Source organism: Vibrio sp. B183, assembly GCF_000740665.1.
In the GTDB taxonomy this organism is placed as follows: domain Bacteria; phylum Pseudomonadota; class Gammaproteobacteria; order Enterobacterales; family Vibrionaceae; genus Vibrio; species Vibrio coralliilyticus.
Window position 1 is genome coordinate 226,658 of the sequence record NZ_JPQB01000005.1, and the last position, 26,494, is coordinate 253,151.

Sequence of the window (26,494 nt, forward strand, 5' to 3'; positions counted from 1 at the left end):
TACAGATGGATAAACAATTATCCCCATACTCTGATGGCGTAAACTTGTGTCTTGACGAACTGCTTTACTACAAGCAGCAAGCGATAAAGTGGTTACCTCCTGCAAAGAGTTTGTGGTCTCAAATGCTGGGGCAACATCAGAGTAAGCAACTAGGCCGTGGTATGGACTTTGCCGAAGTCCGCCAGTATCAACCTGGTGACGATGTGCGGAGCATTGATTGGCGCGTAACCGCTCGAACCGGTAAACCTCATACCAAGCTTTTCACAGAAGAACGAGAGAAGCCCATCATTGTGTATGTGGATTTCAGTGCCAGCATGATGTTTGGTTCTCAGCTGATGTTCAAATCGGTCTTGGCATCTCATATGGCAAGCCTGATTGCGTGGTTGTCTGTTGCTCAGCGAGATCGTATAGGCGCAATGATTGATACTGGCGACCAACTGACTGAGCTAAAGCCGACCAGTCGTAATCAAGGGCCGCTCGCGTTAATTCAGCATCTGGTGAAGCTTCATCAGGACAAACTGAATCAATCGACTACGCCCCACTCCTCAGATATGGGCCATGGCTTACAGGCACTGAACCGCCTATGCCCTAAGGGGAGTGAAGTGGTCATCATCAGTGACTTCCTGCGTTTCTCAGACTCAAACCAGCCATTACTCACTCGGCTACGTGCCCACAACCGCGTACGATTGGTTCATATTTCCGACCCTTTAGAAGCGGGTATCACCAGTTATCGTGGCGTCGAGCAAGTTTCCGACAAACGTCAAACGTTGTGGATGGACTTTTCTTCACGAAAAGCACGCGATCAGATTAAGTCTGTTTTTGAGCAAAAGCAGCAAGATCTGAAAGACTTATCTATTAACCATGGCTTGAGTTTTACCCGTCTCTCTACCCAAGAATCATTACTACAACAATTATCTGGACGTAATCAATGAGCACCAATAACAAGGATTCACTACTACCACTTAATCCAATGCATTTACCCGAGGTGCCCTCGTGGTTTCCACTGGCATGGGGATGGTGGGCGACCGCAGGAGCGATTGTCTTTGGCACATTGATAATTTGGCTGACCTATCGCTGGAATAAAAAGCGCATGGCACCAAAGAAAACCGCGCTGAAGCTTATTCAGGCAGGTGACAAACCTGCTGAAGCCATTGAATTATTACGTCAGGCCGCGCTGTGTTACTACCCAAGAGAAGAAGTAGCGCAGTTAACGGGCAAAGAGTGGTATGCCTTTCTTGATACTCAGGTGAAATCACCCGTGTTCCTTGAGAACTATGAACTCTGGCAAGAGGCTTTGTATTCGAAAGAGCCCGTAGGAAACGCGTCCGAACTGATTACCCATTGCTCCCAATGGGTCGATGAAGCGCTTCCGCCGAAAAGAAGGAGAGCCAAAGTTGGCTAACATCGAATTCGTATGGTGGTGGGCATTTCTGCTGCTACCACTCCCCATACTGATTTATTTTTTGCTGCCGCCAGTTAAACAGTCATCTCCCGTTTATATGCCCTACCTGCCCGACTCAGCGGCAGGCAGTGCGCCGAGGAACTTATTGGCTAAAGTTCTGGCAGGTCTGGTTTGGGTTTGTCTGGTTACCGCGGTTGCAAGACCTGTTTGGTATGGCGACCCTGTCACGACACAACCGAAGCATAGAGACATGATGCTGGTTGTTGATCTGTCTTACTCGATGAGTAAAGAAGACATGCAATTTAACGGTGACTACATCGACCGTTTAAGCGCAGTCAAACAGGTCTTATCTGACTTTATTTCCAAACGTCAGGGAGACCGATTGGGCCTAGTGCTGTTTGCCGATCACGCTTATCTGCAAACACCATTAACGCTTGATAGACATACCGTTGCCGAGCAGCTCAATCAAACCGTATTACGCCTTATTGGGACCAAAACCGCGATTGGCGAAGGCATAGGGCTAGCGACCAAAACGTTCGTCGATAGCGATGCACCGCAACGTGTGATGATACTACTCAGCGATGGCAGTAACACTGCGGGCGTACTTGACCCAATCGAAGCGGCCAAAATTGCCAAGAAGTACAATGCCACGATATACACTGTTGGCGTCGGAGCCGGAGAGATGATGGTCAAAGAGTTTTTCATGACACGTAAAGTCAATACAGCTCAAGACCTAGACGAAAAATCTCTGATGGAAATCGCCAAGCTGACAGGTGGGCAATATTTCCGTGCCCGTGACAGCAAAGAACTGGCGACTATCTATGACACCATCAATAACCTAGAACCTGTTAGCCAAGCCACACAAACCTGGCGACCACAACAAGAGTGGTTCCGGTTTCCACTTGCAATAACACTGGCGGGCTTCTTCGCACTTATTATCATCAGGAGGAACCATGTCTGATTTTCGCTTCCTCTATCCAGAGTGGCTGCTGGTACTCCTTCCACTATGTGGGTTAGTTTTTTGGCTCTCAAAACGCAGCCGTAACCAGACGTTAATTGCCCCCCATCTTGCCAAAGCAATGGGTATACAACACAAATCGGCACGCAATGCTGTCACTAGTGCAGTCGCCATCTTCGGTTTAATCGCCACAATTGCTCTCTCTGGGCCAAGCTTTACCAGCTCTGAAAGGCCTAGTTTCAGCAACGACAGTGCTCGTGTGCTAATCATGGACATGTCAATGTCTATGTATGCCACCGATATCAAACCTAACCGGCTAACTCAGACTAAATACAAGGCCAGTGATCTACTCAAAAAATGGAGTGAAGGTACCACGGGTCTCGTCGCTTACGCTGGCGATGCGTACACCGTTAGTCCGATGACCTCAGATACTCGCACTATTCAAAACCTGATCCCCAACCTCAGCCCCGAATTGATGCCCTACCCCGGTGCTGACGCAGTAAAAGCCGTCCGGCTAGCTATTGATATGATGAAAAACGCCGGCTTGTCCCGTGGTGATATCATACTCTTCAGTGACGATTTGGATGATGCGGAAACCCAGGGAATTCAAGATCTTCTTGAGGGTACACACTGGCGACTGTTCATTCTGGGTGTAGGTACCCGCTCAGGAGCCCCGATACGACTCAGTGATGGCACTCTGCTCAAAACCGATGCTGGGCAAACCGTGGTGGCGAAATCCAACTTCAGTAACATGAATAGCGTATCCAAATCCCTTAGTGGTTTCTTTACACCTATTCAGCTCAATAACAGCGACATAGACGCCATAGCCAATCGCACAAGTAGCATTGAAAGCACGGGCAAGCTAAACCAAGCCCAACAAATCAGTGATCGGGTCAACAGTGGTATCTGGTTAGTACCTTTGCTTATCATCCCGGCGCTTCTTATGTTCCGTCGTGGTTTTTTGTTTTCGATGATCATCTTGGCTTACCCACTACTGTCACCTAAACCAGCGATGGCTTCAGCTTGGCTTAACAGTAATCAACAAGCCAAACAGCTCTACGATGCCGAGCAGTATCAAGAAGCGGCGGATCTGTTCGAGAACAAAGAGTGGCAAGGTATAGCGCAGTATCAGGCGGGCAACTTCCCTGCTGCCATCAATGCACTTAAAGATTCACAAACGCTAAACGGAAAATACAACCTCGCTAACGCCTACGCTCAAAACCGAGAGTTTGATCAAGCTATTAGCCTTTATGAGGATGTGCTCAAACAAGATCCGAGCAACGAAGATGCAAAGAAAAACCTAGAGATTGTCAGACAGCAGCAACAGCAACAGCAACAGCAACAGCAACAGCAACAGCAACAGCAACAGCAACAGCAACAGCAACAGCAACAGCAACAGCAACAGCAACAAAAGTCTGGCGATGACTCCTCTTCAGATCAAGAGAATTCCTCTCAATCTGGGCAAGATTCACCTTCAAATGAGAAACCCTCTGACAAGCAATCTAAGCAGCAGCAATCTCAAAAACCTCAGCAAAACCAAGAAGAGACAAGCGAACAGCAAAAGCAGCAGGCATCAAGTTCCGAAACTCCTCAGCAACAACAAGAGCAGAACAAGCAACAGCAAGGTGCTTCAAAGTCGGAACAAGAGCCAGATCCGCAAGATGAAAGCGCGACTCAACCGCAAAGCGCAGCTGAGCAGGAGCAAAATTTAGAGCAAATTGACCCTGCACTTCGAAAACTAGAACAGGTCGAAAGCGCGCGCGACCCTAGCCGTTTACTCAGAGCTCAAATGATGTTGCAAGCTCAGCAAAAACAACCACCGCAGAATACAGGTAAGAAGTGGTAACTATGAATCGACAAATAATGAAACTGATTAGCTTAGTGGTGCTGGCTTTAGCCTTTGCAAGCCCTGCCGCTATGGCGGCAAATGTCTGGGCGACCGTCAGCAAGAATAAAGTCGTCAAGAACGAAGTGTTCCAACTTCGCGTTGTAGTCGACGAAAAAGTCTCTTCCGATGATATTGATTTCAGCGGACTGGAAAAAGATTTTTATGTTGGACGACCTAGTTTTGGCTCTTCGATCAACATAGTCAATGGTGACCGCAGTACACGCAGTGAGTGGAATCTAACACTGGCCGCTCAAACACTTGGCGTTGCCAATATTCCCGCTTTTACAGTCAACGGGGCGAGCTCAAAGCCGATTGCTATTCAGGTTACTATGGACACCGATGAGCCTAAAGTATCCGACTTAGTTGAGCTACGCAGTTCACTGGATAAGACGACGCTTTACCCAAATGAAAGTGCCTCATTACGTACTCGCCTGATCATTAAAGCAGATCCAAGACGCCTGCAAAGCCCTAATGTCATCCCTCCTCAAGTCGACGGATTGACCTTAGCTCAAATCGGTGAGCCAAAGCAGTATCAAAGTGTTCTCGGCGGTGTGGAAGTCACTGTACTCGACCAAGCCTATCGCGTGACAGCAAATCAGCCCGGCGAATACACACTACAAGGTGCCGCATTCAAAGGTTCTGTTGTTTATGGCAATGACCGAACAGGGACCACCAAACTTATCTCAGTTGATACGCCAGCAAAAATCTTTGCTATCAAAGTTGAAGATAAACCCGCTGGCTACAGTGGCGTATGGCTGCCGACATCGGAGCTTAAGCTAACCCAAACATGGGTTGCGGCGAATGGGGAACCGATTCCTTCATCAACCACACATCAAGCTAAAGTGGGTGATTCGATTACACGAGAAGTCACCTTGGACATAGAAGGGCTCTCTTCTGACCGTTTCCCGAATCTGAAGATCAGCTATCCTCAAGGCATTCGTGTCTACGAAGAAAAGCCTCAGTTCACGCAGCTAGAGAATGGTTTCACGCGCATGACATTGAAGCAGGTGCTTATTCCTCAGCAAACTGGTGATGTTCAACTTTCAGAGATCAATCTCAATTGGTGGGATAGCCAGAACAAACAGCAGAAAACCGCTCATCTAGATGGTATAGCGTTAGCTGTCAGCCCGGGAGAGAGCCTAAATATTCCAGTGCCAGCGTCTCAGTATTCAGCGCCAGCCGAAGTAAAAACGGTCACTGTCAAAGATCCCGGTTTTTGGCCTTATCTCACTGCGCTGTTTGCCCTGCTTTGGGTTATCACAACCGTTTTACTATTCAGAAAACGAAACACTAGCGTGGAAACCCAGCAGAAGCCAATCGCACCACTCGATACAAGTGGTCGCTTGATTTCGGCACTTGAAGAGCAAGATCACTTTAAAGTACAACATTGCGCTTCTGAATGGCTGCAGGAGGCCCAGATTAGCGATAAAGCGCTTCTTGCCGATATCCAAAACGAATTGGATGAAATGCAAAAATCACGCTTTTCTCAGCAAGAAGCTGGCTGGAATGCTTCAAAACTGCTTAAACTAATTAAAAAGGTGGACAAAATGCCTCGAGCAAAAGGGAAGCCTGAGGAAACATTAGCGAAGCTTTAATACCGCGAAGGCACTGGTAGAGGCATTGTTCAGGTCCAAGTTCATTGTATCGATGAATAGCTGGAGGAATGATGTCGGCAATCGAAAAGCCAGATCCCAGTACTCATTATGTGATCCTATATTTTGATGGATCCCAAATGACTTCGTTTGAAGTTGATGCGCATAGTCGGAATGAAGCGATAGAAGCGTTTAAAGACTTGGGATTTGCGGAGCGTGATATTTTCTCGATTTCTCCTTGATGACATCACGTAAACTCGAAAGGTAGCTTCACGGCTACCTTTCTGTTTTTTGGAAGAATAGTAAGACAATGAATGGTACTGCATTAAGGACGATAGTGACATTGGGGGCGCTACTTTTTACCTGCGCTTCATCCGCAATGGTCGACTTAGTTAAAGTCGACAAGTCCAAACGTCGCATGTATCTGATTGACAATGGTCAAGTGGTGAAAGAGTTTCGCATCGCGCTAGGTAAACACCCTAGAGGGCATAAAACTCAGGAAGGAGATCATCGAACGCCTGAAGGTCGTTACTATCTTGACTTCGTGATTGATAAATCAGAGTTCTATCGCTCAATCCACATTAGCTACCCTAACCCACGAGACATTGCTTATGCCGAAAAACTTCGCGTCGATCCGGGTGGTGATATTAAGATTCATGGATTAAGAAACGGGGAAAAGCGGCCAGCCAAATTCGTACAAAGTTTTGACTGGACCAATGGCTGCATAGCCATTACCAACGAAGAAATGGATGAATTGCTCACTCTCGTGAAAACAGGAACACCCATTGAGATCCGCTGGTAATACTTAATCCTTACATACCTCTGGTTCAGCCGATTCCGCGTTCTTCTCTCTTGTGACCCACCAGCATAGCAGTGAACCGATTGTCACTAGAGCGACGCCTTGCAAGAAGGTATCCGTAAGAACCAAACCAAGAATCACAGACGAAATAACGGTCGCAAGAACAGGTGTAAAGTAAGATAGCGTCGCCAAAAGCACCATGTTACCGCCGATAATTGCGTAGTTCCAAAGCGCGTAGCCACTGCCCATTGCAATACCTGTAATCAGCAATAAACCACCGGATTCAAGGTTAACGCTCATCCCTGTTTCGTTACTGATCGCATATTTAATCCATAAGGTCACGGCCGTCATGATAAAGAACAACGTAATCGGATTTTGCCCTTTAGAAATACGCTTAGTCAGATTGCAGTAGATTGCCCATAGAAACGCACCTACAAATGCCATAGCGTAGGTTACAGGGTTAGTCGCCACGTTGGCTGCAATTTGGGTGAACGAAAGCCCCTGATCGCCCGTGATACTCCAAGCCACACCAAAAAACGCCAGTGCGATTGCGGGGTAAACGAAAATATTGGTTTTCTTCGGACTGAACGTCACAGCCAGTAAAACGGTCAGCGCTGGCCATAGGTAGTTAATCACCAGCATTTCTACGGCTTGTTGGCGAGAGTTCGCCATAGCCAGTGCAAGTGCCAAACATATTTCATATGCGACAAACAGCCCACCACCAATCAATACATAGGTCAGAGAATAGCTTCTGATTTTTGGCAGGCCCATTACCATCACCAAAAACAGAGAAGCGACGGTATAGATTGATGCAGCGCCACCAATGGGCCCTAAAAACTCAGTGACCGTTCGCGCTAACCCCATCACACTACTCCAAAGCAGGATGGCTAACACACCGCACAAAGTAAATTTATGTTGACTCACTCTATTCTCTCAGATTAACAGCAAAGGAGCTTAACCTAGCGCTAACTGTCATTCTCTGTCAAATGTCTTATCAATTTTGCCGGAGTTCCACCATACAAGCTGTCGGGTGGTACGTCTCGTGTTACCACTGAATTAGCGGCGATGACACTGCGCGCACCAATAGTCACACCTTGATTAATTAACACGTTGCCACCGATCCAAACATCATCTTCCACAGTAATAGGCAAACAGGTGGTTTCCCAACCTCTTCGGCTTCGATAGTCCAAAGAATGACCCGCTGTGTAGAACTGAGTGTTTGGGCCGATAAGTACATGGTTGCCAATCGTAATCTCAGCCCCATCCAACATGGTCACATTCATATTGATGAAGGTGCTATCGCCAATCGATATCGTTTTTCCAAACTCACAAAGAAAAGGAGAGAGAATCATGCTCGCTTCGCCAAAACGTTTCAGCAGCTGGCGACAGGTGTCAACACGCTGAATATCACTGGTATTGTGATTTAGCTCCTGCAAAAGGCGTGTTGCTTGCTCACGAATGCGATTAACGCTGCCATCAGCCCCGTTAAACAACTGACCTGCGACCATTTTTTCAAACTCTGTCATAACGTTTCCCAATTAACTGCTTGAATAGGAAAGGTAAAATAGCGCGAATAGAAGATTGGAAAAAGAGAAAACCTAACCCGTGAACATTTCCTTAATTTACAAAAAAGCCGGGCTGTAAACCCGGCTTTCCATCTAAATAGAACAGGTTAGACAATTTCCCAACTGTGGGTCATTTCTACGCCAGCACCTAGCATCAGACACACTGAACAGTACTTTTCCAGAGAGTCTGCTGTTACTTTTGCGACAACGTCTGTATCCAGATTGTCACCCGACACTTCAAAATGGATATTTACTTTAGTGAAAATACGAGGAGCTGTTTCACGGCGCTCTGTTGTCAGTTTCGCTGTGCAGCTAGTCACCTTCTGCGAAGCTTCTTTAAGCCCATCAACCACGTCAACGGAGCTACAACCGCCTGCCGCCATCAGCACCATTTCCATTGGTGAGAAATAAGTGCTGTCACCACTCGCCATTGTAATCTCTTGATTTTTATCGGTTTTACCAACAAATTTTAAATCATCGACCCACTTGACTTCTGCTTTCATTCTACCAAACCCCATAATTAATTTATTTAACTCAAACAATCATATCTTTATATCACAGATATGAAAAAAGCCACTCATTCGAGTGGCTTTCAATGTCCTTGGCTGTCAAAAGGTATCACGCTGCTTCCTTATTGGCTGGAAAATCAGCCAAAATTTCACTATCGTTTTTACCCATTTCACGCAATTCCACATATCTATGATAGTCGATGAGATAACAAATCTTCTCACCGTTTAAAGTCATAAATAGAGGGATTTTGTAAGACACCTGACTCATAAAGATAATCCTTTTAGTCGTTAATAGGTGTCGCTACGAGTGTCAGTCCTTATGAATCCTGCAAACAAAAAACGGTTCTAAAAGTCCTTGAACCAACGTCCTTATCATCACTCAACTGAATACCCACAGTCAGGGGTTTACTTAACCAGCAAACAAGGTTTTAACCAAGAACGTGAGTATTGTTTCATTTTACAGCTAACGAGTGAAGTGCTAATTGGTTAGCAACGTCTATTTTCATACTCACGCTTTGAGGTAAGTTTTAAACTCTCTTTTAGAGTTTCATAACTTGTCGTATCCGTGTGTAAAGTATCATCGATTGGTGTGTAAAAATTGAAGTGTTTTTTCAACTTAATGAGCACAGTCAATAAGCCTTTATCTTCAACTGGATAACTATCAATAATCAATAGGCTATCTTTTGTGGCGTTGATTTCACTAAGTCTATCAAGAATGTCATTAAACGCTTCAATGGGCGTTGGTCTATCCATTGAAAATTCTCTACTATCCACGGTCTCCTTGCCGTTATCTAACAGCGATTCATATTGCTTTGTCATATCTTCGATAGCAGAGAGGTTGCTATGACGATAACCATTTTTGTTAGCGTAATCAGCCCCTTTTTCTATCAAGCTTTTGATGTGATCGTTGTGATGTAGAATCTGAAAACTCTGTTGGTGGATTGCAAATGAAATAGCTTTTTTCTCTAACATTTAATCTCTTACCTAAAAATATATTAAAAAGCCACTCAATCAAGTGGCTTCATTCTATCTACATTCCTTGATGGTTATCTTTACCTAAGCCTTTCATCAACATATCGAACATAAGACCAGCAAAGTTCTTAGCCACAGCGTCATTAGACAGGACTTTCATTGCCATTTGCTCATGCACACCCATACTATCGATAACGGCTTCTGTAATCGATTCAGGGAACTGTCCTAACATCGCTTGTTCTTTGGTATTGCTTCTCAGTTGATCCATCACTACACCATTCTCAGAGACTTTCCCTGCGATTGTATTCGCATAGTTCAGCATATCGTTCTCAGACAACCCATCTTCGATAAACAAGTCATTCATTCGCTCGATTATCTCATTGAGAAACTCAGTCTTTGGATCTTTTGGAGTTGCACCAGAGCCTTCTTTTGATGGTGGTAGTTGTGGTTGAGATTCTTCACCCACTTTATAACCTAACTTCAAATCCGCTTCACGCTGCTCATGTAAACGGTAATGCGTCATAACTACATCAGAAAGGTCAATATCATCTTCGATACTTTCTAATCTCAGAAGTGGTGCAAGGTGTTTAGCAAATAGAGACAACTTCTCTAAATCAAAATCACCGAAGTTCACGATTTGAGATACAAACTCATAGAAGCGAGTAAATGAAGTTAGATCCTTCTTGAATACTTCAAGAATATCTCTCTCTTCTTTGGCGTGTTTTACCGTGTTTTGAGCGTATTTGATTGCCTTGTCATTGCCTTCAATCTTAGCTTTTGATAGATCAGCCTTAGCCGATTCTAAAACGGCTGTCGCTTCTTTGTATCGCTCTTCAAATCGCTTAACTGGTGCTTTACATAGGTTCGCTAATTTGGCTTGGTTAGTTTTTTTACTGTTGTATGCTTCAACAAACGCTTCAACTTCAAACCATTGATAGATACCGACCTTGTTTAGCTTATTCATCAAGTCATACACGATGTTTGGATCGGTTACACCAGCTAATTCAGCCGTTTGATAGTAAACCTTAAACTCTTCCAAAATATCTTCTGGTTCATTAACAAAGTCCAAGACAAACGTTTGATTCTTACCCTTACAAGTGCGGTTTAATCGAGATAGAGTCTGGATACACTCAACGCCTTTTAATGGCTTATCGACATACATTGCACACAATTTCGGTTGGTCAAAACCCGTTTGGAATTTATTCGCAACCAACATGACCTGATAATCAGAGGTATCAAATGCTTTACGCATATCACGACCACGTAGATTAGGGTTCATGTTGTTTTCAGTGTATGAACTATCTGCAATATCTGGATCATTCACTTCACCAGAAAACGCCACCATAGCATTAACGTTGTTATAGCCTTTCTCTGCAACATACTTCTCAAAAGCTATTTTGTATCGAACAGCTTCTAAACGACTTGAAGTAACGACCATCGCTTTTGCATCACCGTTCAGTAGGTGCTTAACCTTACTATTGAAATGCTCAATGATAATTTCTACTTTTTGAGCAATGTTATAAGGGTGCAGCCTTACCCACTTAGCCAGTTTTGACGCAGCTTTTTTACTATCAACTTCATCATTGGTTGGGTTTTCGTGAGCCAATTGATAAGCGACTTTATAACTCGTATAGTTTTGAAGAACGTCTAAGATAAAGCCTTCTTCAATCGCTTGGCGCATTGAATAAACGTGGAATGCTTCTGGTTTATTTGTGTCGCTCATCTGTTCTTCTGGATCAGGGCAACGACCAAAAATCTCTAACGTTTTTGCTTTTGGAGTAGCAGTAAAAGCAAAGTAGCTTAGTTTATTAGAACCTTTACGAGCTTCTAACGACAGAGCAAGCATATCTTCACTATCTAACTCTTTATCGTCTTCGATCTCTTCTGCCATTAACACTTCACGCATCTTACGAGCGTTAGTTGTAGCTTGTCCTGAGTGAGCTTCATCAGCCACAATTGCATAGCTACGACCAGCAAGAGTTGAATCTTCACGAATCGCTTCTAAAACGTGTGGGAACGTCTGAATCGTTACGATGATGATAGAGGTACTTGCTTTTAGCTCTGCTGCTAATTGGCTTGATTTAGAGCCTGTTGCTTCTTCACGGTTGATTCGAGCAATCATACCTTCGTGATGATCGAACTGATAAATCGTATCTTGAAGCTGACTGTCTAACACCGTTCTATCGGTTACGACAATTACAGAGTCAAAAACCTTAGCCCCTTCTTTTTTACCCAGATCAGGGTGCGCTGTAACGTAATGCTTAGAGGCAAGTTGGTGCGATAACCAAGCGATTGAATTTGACTTGCCAGAGCCAGCACTATGCTGGACTAAGTATTTATGACCCGTACCTTCAATATCAACCGCAGTTAGTAGCTTTGATACTACTGACCATTGGTGATAACGAGGGAATATCATCGTTTCTTTTTTCGATATTGCTCCATCTACATCTTCAACATCTTTTTGTTCAAGGTGAATGTATCGAGCTAAGATATTCAATAGATTATCTTTCTGGAAAATCTCATTCCAGAGGTATGAAGTCGCATAGCTATCTTCATCAACCACATCATTACCAGCACCACCATCAGACGTACCTTGATCGAATGGTAAGAAGAAAGTGCTTTTACCTTTCAATTCAGTGGTCATTGCAACGTTGTATTGACTAACAGCAAAGTGAACCAATGCACCACGTTTAAAGGTTAATAATGGTTCAGCTTTCTTTGTCGTTGGATCTTTCGGCTGTCTGTCCTTCATATACTGAATTTTTGCATTCTCAATAGATTGCTTAAACTCAGATTTAAGTTCACAAGTAGCAACAGGAATACCATTAACAAACAGCGTTAGGTCGATACGACCATCATAACCGTTTGGGGAGTAAATCAGCTCAGGAACAACACGTAAGATGTTTTGCTGATATTGGTGATTCGCTTCTGGGTTTAAGTCGTGATCGGGTTTAAAAGCACAAAAGTTCAGTTTTGCACCACGATCTTTCACTTGATTTCTAAGAACCCACAACGTTCCGTAATCTTTATCTTTTAAATGCCTTTCAAGAGCTTTTAACAAGGCATTTTTTGTCCCATCAGGGTTCCTCTCAGTGCTTGGATATTGCTGAGATAGTTTTTCCCATTGCTCAGGTTGAGACTGCTTGATGAATGTCTCAACATCTTCTGGGTAAAGAGCTAATTCACGATTGTATTTATTCGATTGACCCAACAGCCAGCCGTTTGACTGCATTTGGTCAAGAATATCGTTTTGAAATTGAAGCTCTCTTGTTGTTTTTTCTTGGCTCATAACTGACCTTACCTAACCAAAATTAGTTGCTTAACTGGTATTTCTGTTCACGTTTCTTAAAGGCATCTTCACCACCCTCTAAGATTTCACAGATATGCTCTCTAATGCCCTGAGAGTAAAGAATCTCATCAACATTAGGATCTTTTGGCATTGAGTGTTCTATACCACCAGCAACATACTCAAACTTTCTCCCTAAGTTATTTTTTGCTTTGGGATCATGTTGATTTGCAACAATGACTTGTTCAGCATCTGCACTAACAACAACATTAGGGTTATGAGTCACCAAGATGATCTGACGTTCTTTTTTCTTTTGTTTCAGATATTCAACCAATTCATTATAAATTGCTCTGTTATCAAGACTATCTTCTGGTTGGTCTATCAATACAGGGCAAGTCTTGTCATTAAATTCCAATAATAGTTTAAGAATAACAAAAGCTTGCTTACCTTGTGACATACTATCAAAACTATCATTTTGATATGTTAGCTCATAATCTTTTCTATATGGATTAGAACAAAGAACTTGATTCAACAGGGTTCTGTTAGTGTGAATACCTTTAAAGTGCAGTTGGTCATTTAATGCACTCTGGACCAAATCACGTACCGTTTTTTCTGGCTCTGCATTGTAGTATTCGCAAAATGTTGAGATAACATCTTTACTCTTAGTTTTATTCAGTTGTTCAGACAGAATCTCTTCCATTTTTTCATTATCAAAACAGCATTGCACTGTTACATCTAAGTCACTTTGGTCAAAGCGAAGTTTCTGGGATAGTGATATAGCATGTTCTTTGTATGCAAGATGAGATTTACATAGAGCTTCTATCGTAGTTTCAAGTGATTTTTCGAGCGTTTCTAATCCTTTTTCTTGACCTTGAATCTTAGTTAGCTTATCTTTTTCCTGCTCGACCTTCTCTTTTATCTCTTTCAGTGCTGAGTTATTTTGAAGATATTCTTGGGATTTTTTATAAACCTCTGACTCTTCAACAGCTTCTTTTTCTTTGATGATTTTACTAAGTTCATCCATTAAGATAGCTTCGTGCTCTTCAACCGCATCTTGCCATTCTTTGGTAAATGCTTCTTGCATTTCATTCAGCTTTATCAGTAGGTCATCCCCAAAAACAGGATGTGAAAGTTTGTCAGTCAAATCTAATTCATTAAATAATTTCAGCGATTTTGCTCGTATGACCTCTGCTATATGAGGTTGTATCTTACGATTTTTCTCTTTTAGCTCTGAATGCTGTTTAGAAACCTCTTCATATTGCTCTTTTACATCATCAGTGAGTTGGCTATTGTGTTGTTCAAGCTGTTCCGTTAAGAGTTGGATTTCATGCTCAATACCGACTTTATCACCAAGTTCTAAAATCTTTGCTTTTTTGGTTTTAATGTCAGTATTTAGAGTAAAGAGATCTGACACTAACTTTGTTTGAGTCGTCTCTTGAACAGAGAGAAATTCTTCGTATTTTGTGAGTTCCCCTTCCTGATCTTTCTTACTGACAATTCCTTCAATTAGGTCATTACGTTTCACATCATCAAAAGCAAGCGTGTTCATATAACTTTGAGGGTAAAATTCAATTTCTCTACCTGCGCCTTGTTCACCATCCATCCAATTAATCGTGACGGAAGATAACCCCTCTTTAATAAACTTATAGTTCTTAGAGCTTTCGACATTCTGGTTATCTAATTTCATCGCAATAGTCGATAACAGGGAAGATTTGCCCGTAGAGCGACCACCAATGATTACATTAAGGTTTTCGTTAAAATGAATTTTTCCTGACCATAGATTGCTGCCTCCCATTTCAAGAGAATCAATCACTTGATATTGAGGCTTAGAATCTGGTTTATTTTGTTGAATCCTAATTCGTTCTTCTGGCTCATAAATCACTTGTTTTAAGCCTTCAAAAGTTGGAGCGCCTTTAATCCATAAAAACTCTTTAACCCTGTAATCTTTGGGAACGTGATTATCACTACAAATAACTAATGGCTTGATACCGATTTGAGGAAAAACATATTTTCTATATGTCTCGATATCACCCACTTGACCGATCTCAAAAATATCAACATTCTCGGCATAATCTTGCTTTATTGCCATGTTGTGAGGTAAAGCATTTGTGATTTCTTTATCAATACCGTTAGATTTCTTTCCAGCGTGAACACTGATTAACCCGTCATTTTTTTTGGCAAACTCAACGATATCATTAAAGTCCCAAATGATAGTCCTATCATCATCAGATGACTTGGCTTTATCATCGAGCATTACAACGTTAAATCGTTCTTCTAATTTTTTTAGGTCTGCTGTTTCTGAAAAAATTAGTATTACATGGACGTTGGCTGCGCCTTTGTCAGTTCTAAGCTCAACACCAGGGAAAAACGTTATCTCAGGTGCTAACGCTCTCAATGTTTGAATTTTGTCTGCATCTATCAAAAAGTGATCAGTAATCGCTACTGCACTAATAGAATTGTTCCTTAGAGACTCAATAAGTTTTTCATCTGCATCATGGCCTTTATAAGCATCATAAGATGAAGACGTATGAAGATGTAAATCCCAGCGTCTCCATTCAGAACCTTTACTAAAACTACTATAAGTTTGATTACTCATCCGTAGTTACCTCACATCGATCTTGCCAGTTACGGCTGCTGAGATAAGGGCGGTCTTACGCTCTTTTAATAGTCCTACCTGATTCTTGGCTTTTTCCATCAATTGATCATACTTTGATTTCTGAATACAAATAAATTTTTCAATCGCTTGCCTTTCTTCAAATGACGTTGGGAAAGCGATTTTTAGGTTATTTAAAGCTTCTGCTGTTAATTTAGGTTGTGCTGAACCACTAACAATTGGTGTGACATCGATAATTTCGATTACCTCAGCCCAATAGTCAGCCAATCCATCGAGTGGACTTAAAATATGAGCGTGATTATTGACCCAATACTGACCGTGAGCAGAGAAAGCTAATGGTGTGTTTCTGTTCAACAAGTTCGCACCATCTTCACCGACTAAAACTGTTGATTCATCGAAGATATAATCATCAATAAAATCAATAACACCAGATGCGCCATAATAACGATATTCACCTGTTCTTTTTCCACGTTCATCTGCACTTAGTGGAATTCTGCGACTATCTAAACTCTTTAATTCTCTTTTAATTGATGTAACAACCCAGTGCTCAGGCACTTCCCCCAACCATTCCACACCAGAATCCTTCATAGGTGCATCTGGATTCAAACCTTTGGTTACAGCGTGAGAAATGACCGCTTGACGTTTCTCTTTCAGAAGCTCAATCAGCCTTTCTTGTTTCATGATTAAGGTGTCGATCTTGGCGGTTTCGTGATCGAGGAAGTTGGCAATCCTTTGTTGCTCTTCATATTCTGGTAGCCACACATTAGCGTTTTTCAGTATCGCTTGTGTAACACTAAATACTTTTACTCCTTTTACAGCATCTCTGATTTGTGTTCTAAACTCACTTGAATCAAACAGATATGCAATGAAACGATAGTAGTTGCTTATGTCAGGTCGAACTACAACCGTGTGATAACCAGCAAAAAGAGTTTCATCACTAACGAGCTGAGTAAAATTACCTGAACCTTCTATATCTTCTGATGTATCAGCAAAAACAAAATCACCTTTTGAGAGCAACGCAAAAGCCGATGTTTCAAGATATGCAGGATTTACGCATTTCAGAGAGTGTTTATTTGGATCAACTTCAAAACCATATTTAGAATGAACCTCTCCATAGCTAACGCATGGAATCCCTTCATCTTCAAGATTTGCTTTTGTTATGCTTAAACCTCGACCAAATGTAGAGATATAATTAACTTTACTAACAGTCCAATGTGATGGAATCTTAGGAGCAAACTTAACACCAGACTCTTTATACTCAGAATAAGCTTTATAGCGACCTGTCATTATGAATGCACCTCTTGAAGCAGTTGCATAATCTCAGCCGATACCGCATCAAGATCAGCATCAATCGCTTCTAACGCTCTTGGTGGTTCGTAAACATAGAAATGACGGTTGAACGGAATTTCATACCCAACAATACCAACTTGACCATCAAGTTCATCAGTCTTGCTTTCATCAATCCACGCATCAGGAACGTGCGGAAGAACTTCACGGGCAAAGTATTCTTCAACCGTTTCTTTTAACGGTACGTTCTCATTATCACGCAGATCTGGATTCGCTTCTGGCTTACCTTTATCTTTACCTGATTTAACGATACAAGTTTCAGCTTCATCATCGTGTTCGCCTAAATGCTTCACTACAAGTTTTTGCTGTACTGCACTTAGTTTTACACCATCGAGGTTAGCGACAAACTGCTTCAAGAACGCATCACGAGATAAGATTTTCTCTTCTTCAAACTTACCTAATGCGCTGATAATCGCTACTTGTAGATCTTCGCTCAATTTCAACCAAGCTTTATCAGCTTGTAGTGCGTCAATACGCTCTTGATCTTGTGGGTATATAGCCAGTTTAAGAGGACGTTCAACCGTGATTCTACGGTAGCCAAAATCTGAATAATCAAAGATTTTACTGAAACTACTTTCGGCAAATTCACCGTATGTTTTAACGATTGTGTTAATACCATCTTCGGTTAGCTCTCTACGCTTACTTCCCAAAGATTTACGCATAGCGTCATAGAATACATCTTCAACTTGGTCTGTTGATTCAGTGCCACCGCTACGACCACGACCGCCATTTTTAGGACGTTCTTTTGAAGCATTGATGAGCTGTACTTTACCTTTGCGTTTAGCGTCTTTGTTGTTCGACAAGATCCAAACATAAGTTGCAATTCCAGTGTTGTAGAACATATCTGTTGGTAGAGCTACGATTGCTTCAAGCAAGTCATTTTCAAGAATGTAGCGTCTAATTTCACTTTCACCAGAGCCAGCACCGCCTGTAAAGAGTGGTGAACCATTCAAGATAATACCGATTCGTGAAGCACTACCATTGGCTTTATCTTCAACCGATATAGGTCGCATTTTGCTGATTAAGTGCATTAGGAACAGTAAAGAGCCGTCTGATACTCTTGGAAGACCAGCACCAAAACGCCCCTCAAAGCCTTTGTCGTTATGCTCATCTACGATGCTTTTCTGAATCTTCTTCCAATCAACACCGAAAGGAGGGTTAGACAGCATGTAATCAAACTTGTCTGTTCTTAATTGGTCATTAGACAAGGTATTACCAAGCTTAATGTTATCAACCTTTTGACCTTTAATTAGCATATCTGCTTTACAGATTGCGTATGATTCAGGGTTTAGCTCTTGACCGAATGCTGATAGCGCAGCACGTTCATTCAATTCGTGAACATACTCCATACCAGAAGATAGGAAGCCACCAGTACCAGCCGTAGGATCGTAAATAGAACGAACTAAGCCTGATTGAGTAAGAACATCATCATCGTGGCAAAATACCAGTGATGTTGTTAAACGAACTAAATCCCTTGGTGTGAAGTGCTCACCAGCCGAATCATTAGAAGATTCTGCAAAGCGTCTGATCAACTCTTCAAACACTAAACCCATACCGTGATTGCTGATGGTATTAGGGTGAAGATCTGTTTTAGCGAAGCGTTTAGCGACTTTGTATAATAGGTTTGCTTCTTCCAGCTTATCGATGGTATTGAAGAAGTCGAAGTGCTCAAAAATTTCACGAGCATTAGGACTGAAAGATTGAATGTAGTTTTCAAGGTTGCCTGATACGTTAGTTTCACCAAGCGTATTCAGATCCATCTTTGAAGTGTTGTAGAAGCTGAATTTCGCAGTATGAGTCAGAACTTTGTCTTGTGCTTCAAACGGCATAGCCTTAACAGATTCATACTTTGCAAGAACCTGTTCTTTTGACTCTTCTAAAACACACTCCAAGCGTCTTAGTAGAGTAAAAGGTAAGATGATTCGTCCGTATTGAGATTGACGAAAATCGCCACGTAGAAGGTCAGCCACCGACCACAAGAACGCTGCTGTTGAAGAAAAATTATTGTTAGTCATTATTATTCAGCTCGATTCATAAAAAATTGGCTGAATTTTATCATTTTTTGTCGAGAAATGATATCTGATACAGACTAAAAACAATCATCAACATTCAGACTCAATACTGATTTTTATAGTAATTTATTACTATTGAAGAGTAAGTGCCAAAACAGAAAACGAGTGATGATATCACTCGCTTTCACTACATAGTTAAACTATCGAAAGTTGCTATAAGAATCTCGTAGACTGGTACTGCATTCGTGAGCGCACAACAACCAAGCAAACTACCAGCAACATAAAAATAGTTCGGTTTGTCGCTGTCATTACCAGCTTCTTCATTTCTTTTTATATACATCATCGTTGATATAAACCAGACAACACCTAAAAATTGCAATGTCATAACTGCTGAATCTATCCATTTTCCAACCGCTTTTTGTTCCTCTGAATCTAACTTTTCTTTAAGTTCTGGTGATATTAAATCCGCACCGCTACCGTCCCAGCAGTTTGAACTATACTCAGTTGCGCTATCAACAGCGTCTTCAAGACCGAAGCAAAAACCAGATTCTTCACCAAGAAATGAAACACTGATTGTAGAAATCATTTGTGAATAACTCATCAAAGCTGACCCTATAAACAATAGAATTAATGGTGTAAAACCTACCTTTTTTTGATTCTGATTATCACCATAATCTTTAAGCTTTTTTAAACCTAAAAACATACATATCAAACCAAGCAATACGGCTAACCAAGTCACCATTGAGTAAGCATTTGCTACAAGTAAGTTGTAGCCAGTAGTTTCAGCACCAAAACTAAAACCAAAAATTGTTGTTATAAATAATATTTTTCCTTTCATAATTTAAATTCCTTGTTCATATAAATATTGAACCACAGAATAAAAATCATTCAATTGATGAAAGGTTTTGCAAGTTCGAGAATACTTTACTTAAAGTCAAAAGTTGATGAAAAAAGTTTTGTTAATGGTGAAAAATGTATAGCAAAAAAAGCATAACAGAAGAAATAAAAAAGCCACTCAAATGAGTGGCGGAAACAATCAACTTAAAAAAAGGAGAGCTTATGGAATTGATTTAGACGAAAAAAAACACAAGCTTTCTTTATTATCTATTAATACATAAGTAAAATAAAAGTCAATAGAATTTCTATAAAAATATTTAGAGCTACGTTTGCAGCAGCGAGGCTACTGCTTTTCTGGAAAAAAAAGAATTGGAGTGATGTTTCTGATTTATGCACTTTTGCAAAAATTGGAAAAATGCTTAACTGTCGATTTGGCATAAAAAAGAGAAGCTACACACTTCTCTTCTTTGTTTATCTCAGTCGATTACGGCTTCTACGTTTTGGCTTTTCATCTTCATCAACATCATTTTTTAGTTCGAATTTTTGTTCTTGTTTTAGATCTAAAACTGAATCTATTTTTTTAACATCTGTTCTTAGTAGCTTTTCAAGTGATACGTCAGTATCTTTTAACTGATATTTGAATGTTTTATATTCAGATTCATATTCATATCTATACAACTTGCAAGCCAACGTGTCACTATCGTTGAATTTAGTCCAAAAGTATTCACATTTGGAATCAAGAAAACAAGCTTCTTTCTCACCTTCATCAAAGTATTCTTTTCTGCTATGACACACAACAAAGTGATTTTTTGGTAGTTTATCGCCAAACTGAACCTTTAACATATCAAGTTCAAGCGAGTCGTTGATTTTAGCTTCATAGATATTAAAGTATCCATCTTGACCAAATTTATTATAGTATCGTTCTTCAATTTCAGATTGCAAATCATCTATATTTACTGATGATTTAGATAAAAGATTATAATCTTCATCAATTAAAAAATATCGAAACTCATCGTTTTCATAAGCCACAGCCACATAAAATTCGTATTCATTTATGTAGTTTGCAGAATTGTCGTGGCATTCATTACCTACATGAACTTCAATGATCTCACCGTCAATTTTTGTTCGATCAAACATATCATTAAAAACTTCATTTGTTTTATCATCACTGACTTTTGATAAAGCGTTATCAATCATAGCAACTGTTACTCTTTCTTCCATTTTATTCTCTCCATTTATTTTTAGAAACGTTATGTTTCTTTAACATTTAAACATAGAAAAAAAGATATTCAATTCACTCAAACAACCAGTATCAAAAATCTCTTTTATCTAATAGAAAAAATAAATACAAAAACATTGTTTCAGCTTGAAAAATGTATAGCAAGAAAAGCATAGAGATTTGAGGTTTATGCACTTTTGTAAAAGTTGGAAAAATGCTTAACTATTGATTTACAATAAAAAAGAGAAGCATTGCGCTTCTCTTTTATAACTCGAATTTATCTTGTAGATGTTCAGCAAGCCTTCTATCTATCAACACTGATTCTTTAAGTTCTCCATCAATTTTGATGTATCTCTTCTGTAAAGTTCCTTTCTGTTTACGCAGAATCTTTGAGAACTTCATCAGCTTGGTATCAGCTAAACGAGTATCAAACTTGATTCTCTTGCCTTTCTTCCATTCAACAACTTCACTTCTGATCTGGTTAGATATGTCATTTTTGACCAACTCTTGAAACTCTTGCATATCAGCAATTGCAGCATAGATTAGTTGATAGTGATTTTTTGCAATGTAGACATTTCTATCATCTTGAACACGAATAACTAAGCTATGGTCAATCAGAAGCTTAGACACGTATCTAAGCTCGCTATCTTTAACTTTGATAAGCGTGGAATGCGGTTCTACGAACTCAACAGCTTGAATCATTTTCCTTGTTATATTTTTCATTCAATTACTCCACTACAAAATGAACTTGATAATATCTTAATTTATTTGTTAGTTTGGTTATGTTAGTCATAAGCTCGCCTTGAAATTCTCTTGCATAGTTTTCACTGTAAAAATCTGATATTTGAGCAAATCCCACACCGATAACCAAATCTCGAAGAGTGATTAAGTTGTCGCTTTTCAGTCGTTTATTGACAATTGGATACTTATTGTCAGCAAGTAGTTTTAAATCAACGCAAAATCTACTGTTTGAATCTTCATTAATGAATAGTTCATTTAATAACTCTAACGAACCACCTTTTACAGCATTGTCTTTAACCACTGATGACGGTGTGAATTTTTCTTTAATCATTGCCTCAATTAGATTTTCTACATGATGTTCGTGAACGAATGACTTAAACTCGATTTCTTTACTTGTAATGTATTCGATAGTTTGTTGAATATTTAAAAGTATATGTTTCATTATTTATCCTTATTTTAATTAATTGTTTTTTGTTTCTATTTATGTTTTATCATTAAAAAATAAAAGTTCAAGAGCAATTGCAAAAGTTTTTTTTGACAAAATAAAGAAAGGCGCATTTTAAGGGATTATTTCAATGAAAATAATTTTTAAAAATGTTGATTTAATATGAAAATCGAAAGGAAATATTGAAAGGTTAAGCACATTTGCAAGTTTTGAAAAAGTGCTTAATAGTGATTTAGAAACAAAAAAAGAAGCTTTTCGCTTCTTTTTCATCATACTTCTTTTTTTACACTTAGTTTAGCGTGTGCAATTTCGTGAATAAGCGTAGTTGAGATTGTCCTGATATTTTTTAACTCATCGTTAGTCAACAACTTTGTCTTTTCTTCTTCAAGATGATTTATAATACCATCAACTTCATTCAAAAATTGATTTAATCTATTCAGATAGTTAACTGGTAGTGTATAGTTAAAACCTGCAACTGTTGATTCTTGTGCATCAAAAAAGTATGTTAAAAATAAATCTTTTAGTTCTACTGGAATCTTTACTAAAACTTCATTAATACCAAGTGTTAAATTTTTATGATTTTGTTTATTCATTTTTAATTTCCTTATTTATTTTGTTTAAATGTTATTGCTTATATAAATGTTTTATCATTAAAAAATAAAAGTTCAAGAGCAATTGCAAAAGTTTTTTTCAACAAAATAAAGAAAGGGGCATCTAAAGGGATTATTTAGACGAAAATAATTTTTAAAAATGTTGATTTAGTGGAAAAATTGAAGGAAGTAATTGAAGGTATAGCACTTTTGCAAAAATTGGAAATGTGCTTAATGATTGATTTGAAAATAAAAAAGAAGCTTTTCGCTTCTCTTTTTTTACACTTTACTTAGTAGGTCTTTTACTGATTTACAGTTGTATGCGTGGCATACTCTTGTAATGTATTCTAAGCTTTGAAATTGCTTGATATAACCATCTTTTGTTACTTTGTCGTGAGTGCCAAATCGCCCACCATTAAATACTTCATATTTTTTGTATTGGTCGTAGTTTGACTTCCACCATTTACCATTCAATAAAGATTTTTTCATTTCTACTTCGATAAGAACTTCTGTTAGTTCTTTTTCAGTTAAATGAACTTCAAGATCTTCAATTCTGGTTTTCTCAGCCTCAGAACTTCTCTTATTTGCTTCTTCTTCTATTCTATTAAACTCTTTTAAATTTTCAGTGTAGTCATCGTCATACCTAACCTCAAATCTTACACTCAAATCACGAAACGCTTTTGATAAAATGTGTCTATCTGGTGTTTGCCAACATAGATTTTCTGGATTCCAGTTCATCTTTCTATCTTTACAAGGTGCTTTCATATTCGGTTTGATATGAAGCTCAAATTGCCAAGTTTCAAGGTTAAGTTTTGCATAACCTTCAATTTCAACTTCTGGCTCTTCATTTGAAAAGGTGTATTTTCTAAACTTTGGTTTTCTACCTTTGAAGCTATTTTGTTTTACTTCTACAAGATAACCTTTAACTACTTCACCAGCTTCAAAGTTTTGAGTGTTCTCATCAATAACTAAATCAGCCTCAGTTCTATCAAAACTTATTCTAAAATTCGCTCTATTTTTTTTAATGATTTTAATTTCTTTCATTGTTATATTCCTTTTATTTAATTAATTGTTTTTTTGTTTCTATATATGTTTTATCATTAAAAAATAAAAGTTCAAGAGCAGTTGCAAAAGTTTTTTTAACCAAAATGAAGAAAGGCGCATTTTAAGAGATTATTTCAATAAAAAAAATTTTGAGAAATGTTGATTTTATATGAAAATCGAAAGGAAAAATTGAAAGATTAAGCACATTTGCAAGTTTTGCAAAAGTGCTATCGACAAGAAATTTTAGGTAAGTCAGACCATTTGGTTGTGTATTGTTTAGAGAGTAGTTGTCTTTTCATAGACCACTTTTGATTGATACCTTGTCCAGCTATAAAAACTGAATCTGTACCATATTTTTTATTCAGAGAATCAAAGACATTGTTTAACTTGTCATTGCTTGGTTGTTCATTCAGAAGGTCAAACTGTTCGTGTCTACCGTCTGACAAATCAAGTAGACCTACGCCTATCTTGTAATAACGCACACCATCTCTAAAAAGCTGATTTACAGCATCGCCAGCGACTTTTGATAGTTGGGTAATATCAGAAGTAGGATAAGCAAAGCGATGAGTGATTTTGAAGCTTGCAGGGTTATCATCGAATGGAGAAGAGGAAGCAAAACACATCATTATTCTTGTAAGTGATCGTTGCTCTCGTGCCTTCCGAGAAGCAATACCAGCGTGTTTAACTAACGCTTGTCGTAAACCATCAATATCAGTGATTCTTTCACCCACAGATCGAGTAGAAAAGATTTGCTGTTTATCGGCTTTTACAAAATCCCACTTCTTGCAAATTTCACCGTTAAGCTCTCTACAAGTTCGCTCAACCTCCACGTTAAAATCTTTGCGTAGAAGCGCAGCAGGACGTTTCATTAAGTCATAAGCTGTATTTATACCCATAAATTGCATACGCTTTGATAAACGTCTGCCGATCCCCCAAACATCTCCAACATCAACAGCTTTTAAGTGCTGTTCTATCGTGTATTTATCTTGAAGTAAGCAAACACCGTTTAACTCACGATTTTTCTTAGCAAGGTGATTCGCTAATTTCGCAAGCGTTAAAGTAGTGCCAAAACCAACGCACACAGGTAAACGACACTCTTTCCAAACAGCTTTTCTAAGTGTCTGACCGTGTTTAACCAAACACGGTATTGCTGATGATGTTTTTTCAAACGATAGGAATGATTCGTCAATAGAATAAACAAATTGCTCAGGAGCAAAACGACCAATCACATTCATCATTTTTGAGCTTAAATCGCTATACAGTTCGTAGTTTGAAGAGAATGCGATAACGCCTTTTAACTCACATTCAGCTTTGACTTTGAAGTATGGTGAAAACTTAGGAATCCCAAGTTCTTTTGCTTGTCTATTAGCTGCTACTATACAACCATCATTGTTTGATAAAACAACAATAGGTTTACCACGTAGATCAGGTCTAAAAACCTGTTCAGCACTACAATAAAAGCTGTTAGCGTCAACTAATGCAAACATTTAAGCACTCAACAAATAGCTTTTTCTAAACATACGAATTGAACCAACAACAACACCCTCGATAGTAAATTGGTCATCTTCAGTAATCCTTACAGAACTGTATTTAGAATTGGCAGAAAGAAGCTGGCGGTTAGTCATATCTAAGACTTTGCAGATAAACTCGCCATTCAAGTTAGCAACTATCACATCGTTATGTTTAGCAACTGGAAAGCGGTCAACGATAAGCAAATCACCATCGAAGATTCCAAGATCAGTCATACTATCGCCATTAGCAAAGCCAAGAAAAGTTGATGAAGGACGCTCGACAAGAAGCTCATCAAGGGACAAATCAAGTTGGTTATATTCAGCCGCAGGGCTTTCAAAGCCAGTGATACCCGCACTCGCTGGAATTGGGATAACTTTCATAAAACAACACTACTGTATAGATATACAGTTAGTATGATTTAAGACACTGAATCGATCAAGAGCATCAAATTCAAACGCTCAGTCTATAAACAAAAACAGAAGCCTTTCAGCTTCCGTTTTTCATTAACTCTTGCTTTGATCTTTCACAACGACTCAACTTTGAGTCTGTTCCTAACCAACTTTGTGATTTATTTATCAATGGATTATAGGGGTAGCCATTGAAACACTTATAACCGTAAAAATCAGGTCCACCGCCATTCACATACGAAAAGTGCTGTTTTAAATACCAAATTCCATTTGATTGATGAAGTGTCTGAACCACTTTCGCAACTTTAACTGTATTAGCTTCATCGCTGTAAGTGTAAAAAGTTCTGTCATACTCAGTAGCAAACGAGCCACTACATACAGTGATTAGAGAGGCTGCAAGCATAGTCTTTGCTATACGCTTAAAACTACTCATATCACTTCCCGATCTTGTCAGGGCAGCCAGTAAGGTTCTTATCAGTGGTTTGCCAAGAATTCACTTTATACGGATCGTAAGGAAAACCATTCAAGCATTGATAAAACGTCTTTGTTCTGGTTTTACGACCAGAATGATCCTTAGTCTTTACTTTTTGCTCTAAGTACCAAATGCCACGCTTTTGCAGTAGTTTTTGAGTTGTCGTGGTAGTGATCTTCTCTGCTGAAAAATAGTCAGAGGTTGTGAAGTTATACTTATCAGCAAACGCATTGCTACTGATTAGTAGTGAAGTGATTAAAATAGATTGCCTTATCATAATTGT

At 39.5% G+C, this 26,494-nt stretch carries 25 protein-coding genes; 6 read left to right on the top strand and 19 right to left on the bottom strand.

Features of this window, described 5'->3' with window-relative positions; all coding sequences use genetic code 11:
• Window positions 1–5: 5 nt before the first annotated feature.
• The 6 genes from IX95_RS06700 to IX95_RS06725 all read left to right on the top strand — a co-directional run bounded on the left by IX95_RS06700 (window position 6) and on the right by IX95_RS06725 (window position 6,642).
• The gene (locus IX95_RS06700) at window positions 6–932 is read left to right on the top strand and encodes a DUF58 domain-containing protein (RefSeq protein WP_038158088.1); all 927 of its coding nucleotides are present in this window, start codon (window positions 6–8) and stop codon (window positions 930–932) included.
• Window positions 929–1,402: a DUF4381 domain-containing protein gene (locus IX95_RS06705; RefSeq protein WP_021458215.1), complete on the top strand. Its 474-nt coding sequence runs from the start codon at window positions 929–931 to the stop codon at window positions 1,400–1,402. Before IX95_RS06700 ends, IX95_RS06705 begins: the two co-directional genes overlap by 4 nt.
• Window positions 1,395–2,363 (top strand): vWA domain-containing protein, encoded by a 969-nt coding sequence (locus IX95_RS06710; RefSeq protein WP_038158091.1) that lies wholly within the window; start codon window positions 1,395–1,397, stop codon window positions 2,361–2,363. Before IX95_RS06705 ends, IX95_RS06710 begins: the two co-directional genes overlap by 8 nt.
• Complete coding sequence (locus IX95_RS06715; RefSeq protein WP_038158094.1) at window positions 2,356–4,206, top strand: VWA domain-containing protein; 1,851 nt, start codon at window positions 2,356–2,358, stop codon at window positions 4,204–4,206. Before IX95_RS06710 ends, IX95_RS06715 begins: the two co-directional genes overlap by 8 nt.
• A gap of 17 nt (window positions 4,207–4,223) precedes the next feature.
• On the top strand, window positions 4,224–5,843 hold the full coding sequence (locus IX95_RS06720) for a BatD family protein (protein WP_038158509.1): 1,620 nt from the start codon (window positions 4,224–4,226) through the stop codon (window positions 5,841–5,843).
• Between the two features lie 307 nt (window positions 5,844–6,150).
• The gene (locus IX95_RS06725) at window positions 6,151–6,642 is read left to right on the top strand and encodes a L,D-transpeptidase family protein (protein WP_051912489.1); all 492 of its coding nucleotides are present in this window, start codon (window positions 6,151–6,153) and stop codon (window positions 6,640–6,642) included.
• Between the two features lie 3 nt (window positions 6,643–6,645).
• Here the strand turns inward: IX95_RS06725 and yddG are convergent, their stop codons facing one another.
• The 19 genes from yddG to IX95_RS06815 form a co-directional block, all read right to left on the bottom strand.
• Complete coding sequence (gene yddG / locus IX95_RS06730; protein WP_081885406.1) at window positions 6,646–7,563, bottom strand: aromatic amino acid DMT transporter YddG; 918 nt, start codon at window positions 7,561–7,563, stop codon at window positions 6,646–6,648.
• A 41-nt stretch (window positions 7,564–7,604) separates the two neighbouring features.
• Window positions 7,605–8,165 carry a sugar O-acetyltransferase gene (locus tag IX95_RS06735; RefSeq protein ID WP_038158102.1) on the bottom strand — a complete coding sequence of 187 codons (561 nt, stop codon included), beginning with the start codon at window positions 8,163–8,165 and terminating at the stop codon, window positions 7,605–7,607.
• Between the two features lie 146 nt (window positions 8,166–8,311).
• Complete coding sequence (locus IX95_RS06740; protein ID WP_038158511.1) at window positions 8,312–8,707, bottom strand: OsmC family protein; 396 nt, start codon at window positions 8,705–8,707, stop codon at window positions 8,312–8,314.
• A 115-nt stretch (window positions 8,708–8,822) separates the two neighbouring features.
• Entirely contained in the window at window positions 8,823–8,981 is a 159-nt protein-coding gene (locus IX95_RS26500) for a hypothetical protein (RefSeq protein ID WP_160174995.1), read from the bottom strand.
• A 218-nt stretch (window positions 8,982–9,199) separates the two neighbouring features.
• Window positions 9,200–9,685 carry a hypothetical protein gene (locus tag IX95_RS06745; protein ID WP_038158104.1) on the bottom strand — a complete coding sequence of 162 codons (486 nt, stop codon included), beginning with the start codon at window positions 9,683–9,685 and terminating at the stop codon, window positions 9,200–9,202.
• A 58-nt stretch (window positions 9,686–9,743) separates the two neighbouring features.
• Entirely contained in the window at window positions 9,744–12,974 is a 3,231-nt protein-coding gene (locus IX95_RS06750) for a type I restriction endonuclease subunit R (RefSeq protein WP_038158106.1), read from the bottom strand.
• A gap of 22 nt (window positions 12,975–12,996) precedes the next feature.
• On the bottom strand, window positions 12,997–15,567 hold the full coding sequence (locus IX95_RS06755) for a TrlF family AAA-like ATPase (protein WP_038158107.1): 2,571 nt from the start codon (window positions 15,565–15,567) through the stop codon (window positions 12,997–12,999).
• Window positions 15,568–15,573: 6 nt separating this feature from the next.
• Window positions 15,574–16,872, bottom strand: coding sequence for a restriction endonuclease subunit S (locus IX95_RS06760; RefSeq protein WP_038158110.1), 1,299 nt, complete (start codon window positions 16,870–16,872; stop codon window positions 15,574–15,576).
• The gene (locus tag IX95_RS06765) at window positions 16,872–18,947 is read right to left on the bottom strand and encodes a type I restriction-modification system subunit M (RefSeq protein ID WP_038158113.1); all 2,076 of its coding nucleotides are present in this window, start codon (window positions 18,945–18,947) and stop codon (window positions 16,872–16,874) included. The genes IX95_RS06760 and IX95_RS06765 overlap by 1 nt, the downstream gene beginning before the upstream one ends.
• Before the next feature lie 184 nt (window positions 18,948–19,131).
• Window positions 19,132–19,782, bottom strand: a complete 651-nt coding sequence (locus IX95_RS06770) for a hypothetical protein (RefSeq protein ID WP_038158115.1) — start codon at window positions 19,780–19,782, stop codon at window positions 19,132–19,134.
• Window positions 19,783–20,252: 470 nt separating this feature from the next.
• Entirely contained in the window at window positions 20,253–21,002 is a 750-nt protein-coding gene (locus IX95_RS06775; protein WP_038158118.1) for a hypothetical protein, read from the bottom strand.
• 262 nt (window positions 21,003–21,264) lie between these two features.
• Window positions 21,265–21,723: a hypothetical protein gene (locus tag IX95_RS06780; protein WP_152562012.1), complete on the bottom strand. Its 459-nt coding sequence runs from the start codon at window positions 21,721–21,723 to the stop codon at window positions 21,265–21,267.
• 4 nt (window positions 21,724–21,727) lie between these two features.
• Complete coding sequence (locus IX95_RS06785) at window positions 21,728–22,183, bottom strand: hypothetical protein (protein WP_038158121.1); 456 nt, start codon at window positions 22,181–22,183, stop codon at window positions 21,728–21,730.
• Between the two features lie 272 nt (window positions 22,184–22,455).
• Complete coding sequence (locus IX95_RS06790; protein WP_038158124.1) at window positions 22,456–22,779, bottom strand: hypothetical protein; 324 nt, start codon at window positions 22,777–22,779, stop codon at window positions 22,456–22,458.
• A gap of 276 nt (window positions 22,780–23,055) precedes the next feature.
• The gene (locus IX95_RS06795) at window positions 23,056–23,820 is read right to left on the bottom strand and encodes a hypothetical protein (protein ID WP_038158127.1); all 765 of its coding nucleotides are present in this window, start codon (window positions 23,818–23,820) and stop codon (window positions 23,056–23,058) included.
• Window positions 23,821–24,047: 227 nt separating this feature from the next.
• Window positions 24,048–25,307: a Y-family DNA polymerase gene (locus tag IX95_RS06800; RefSeq protein WP_038158129.1), complete on the bottom strand. Its 1,260-nt coding sequence runs from the start codon at window positions 25,305–25,307 to the stop codon at window positions 24,048–24,050.
• Window positions 25,308–25,712: a LexA family protein gene (locus IX95_RS06805; RefSeq protein WP_038158130.1), complete on the bottom strand. Its 405-nt coding sequence runs from the start codon at window positions 25,710–25,712 to the stop codon at window positions 25,308–25,310.
• 106 nt (window positions 25,713–25,818) lie between these two features.
• Window positions 25,819–26,172 carry a hypothetical protein gene (locus IX95_RS06810; RefSeq protein WP_038158132.1) on the bottom strand — a complete coding sequence of 118 codons (354 nt, stop codon included), beginning with the start codon at window positions 26,170–26,172 and terminating at the stop codon, window positions 25,819–25,821.
• Between the two features lies 1 nt (window position 26,173).
• On the bottom strand, window positions 26,174–26,488 hold the full coding sequence (locus IX95_RS06815; RefSeq protein WP_038158134.1) for a hypothetical protein: 315 nt from the start codon (window positions 26,486–26,488) through the stop codon (window positions 26,174–26,176).
• Window positions 26,489–26,494: the final 6 nt, after the last annotated feature.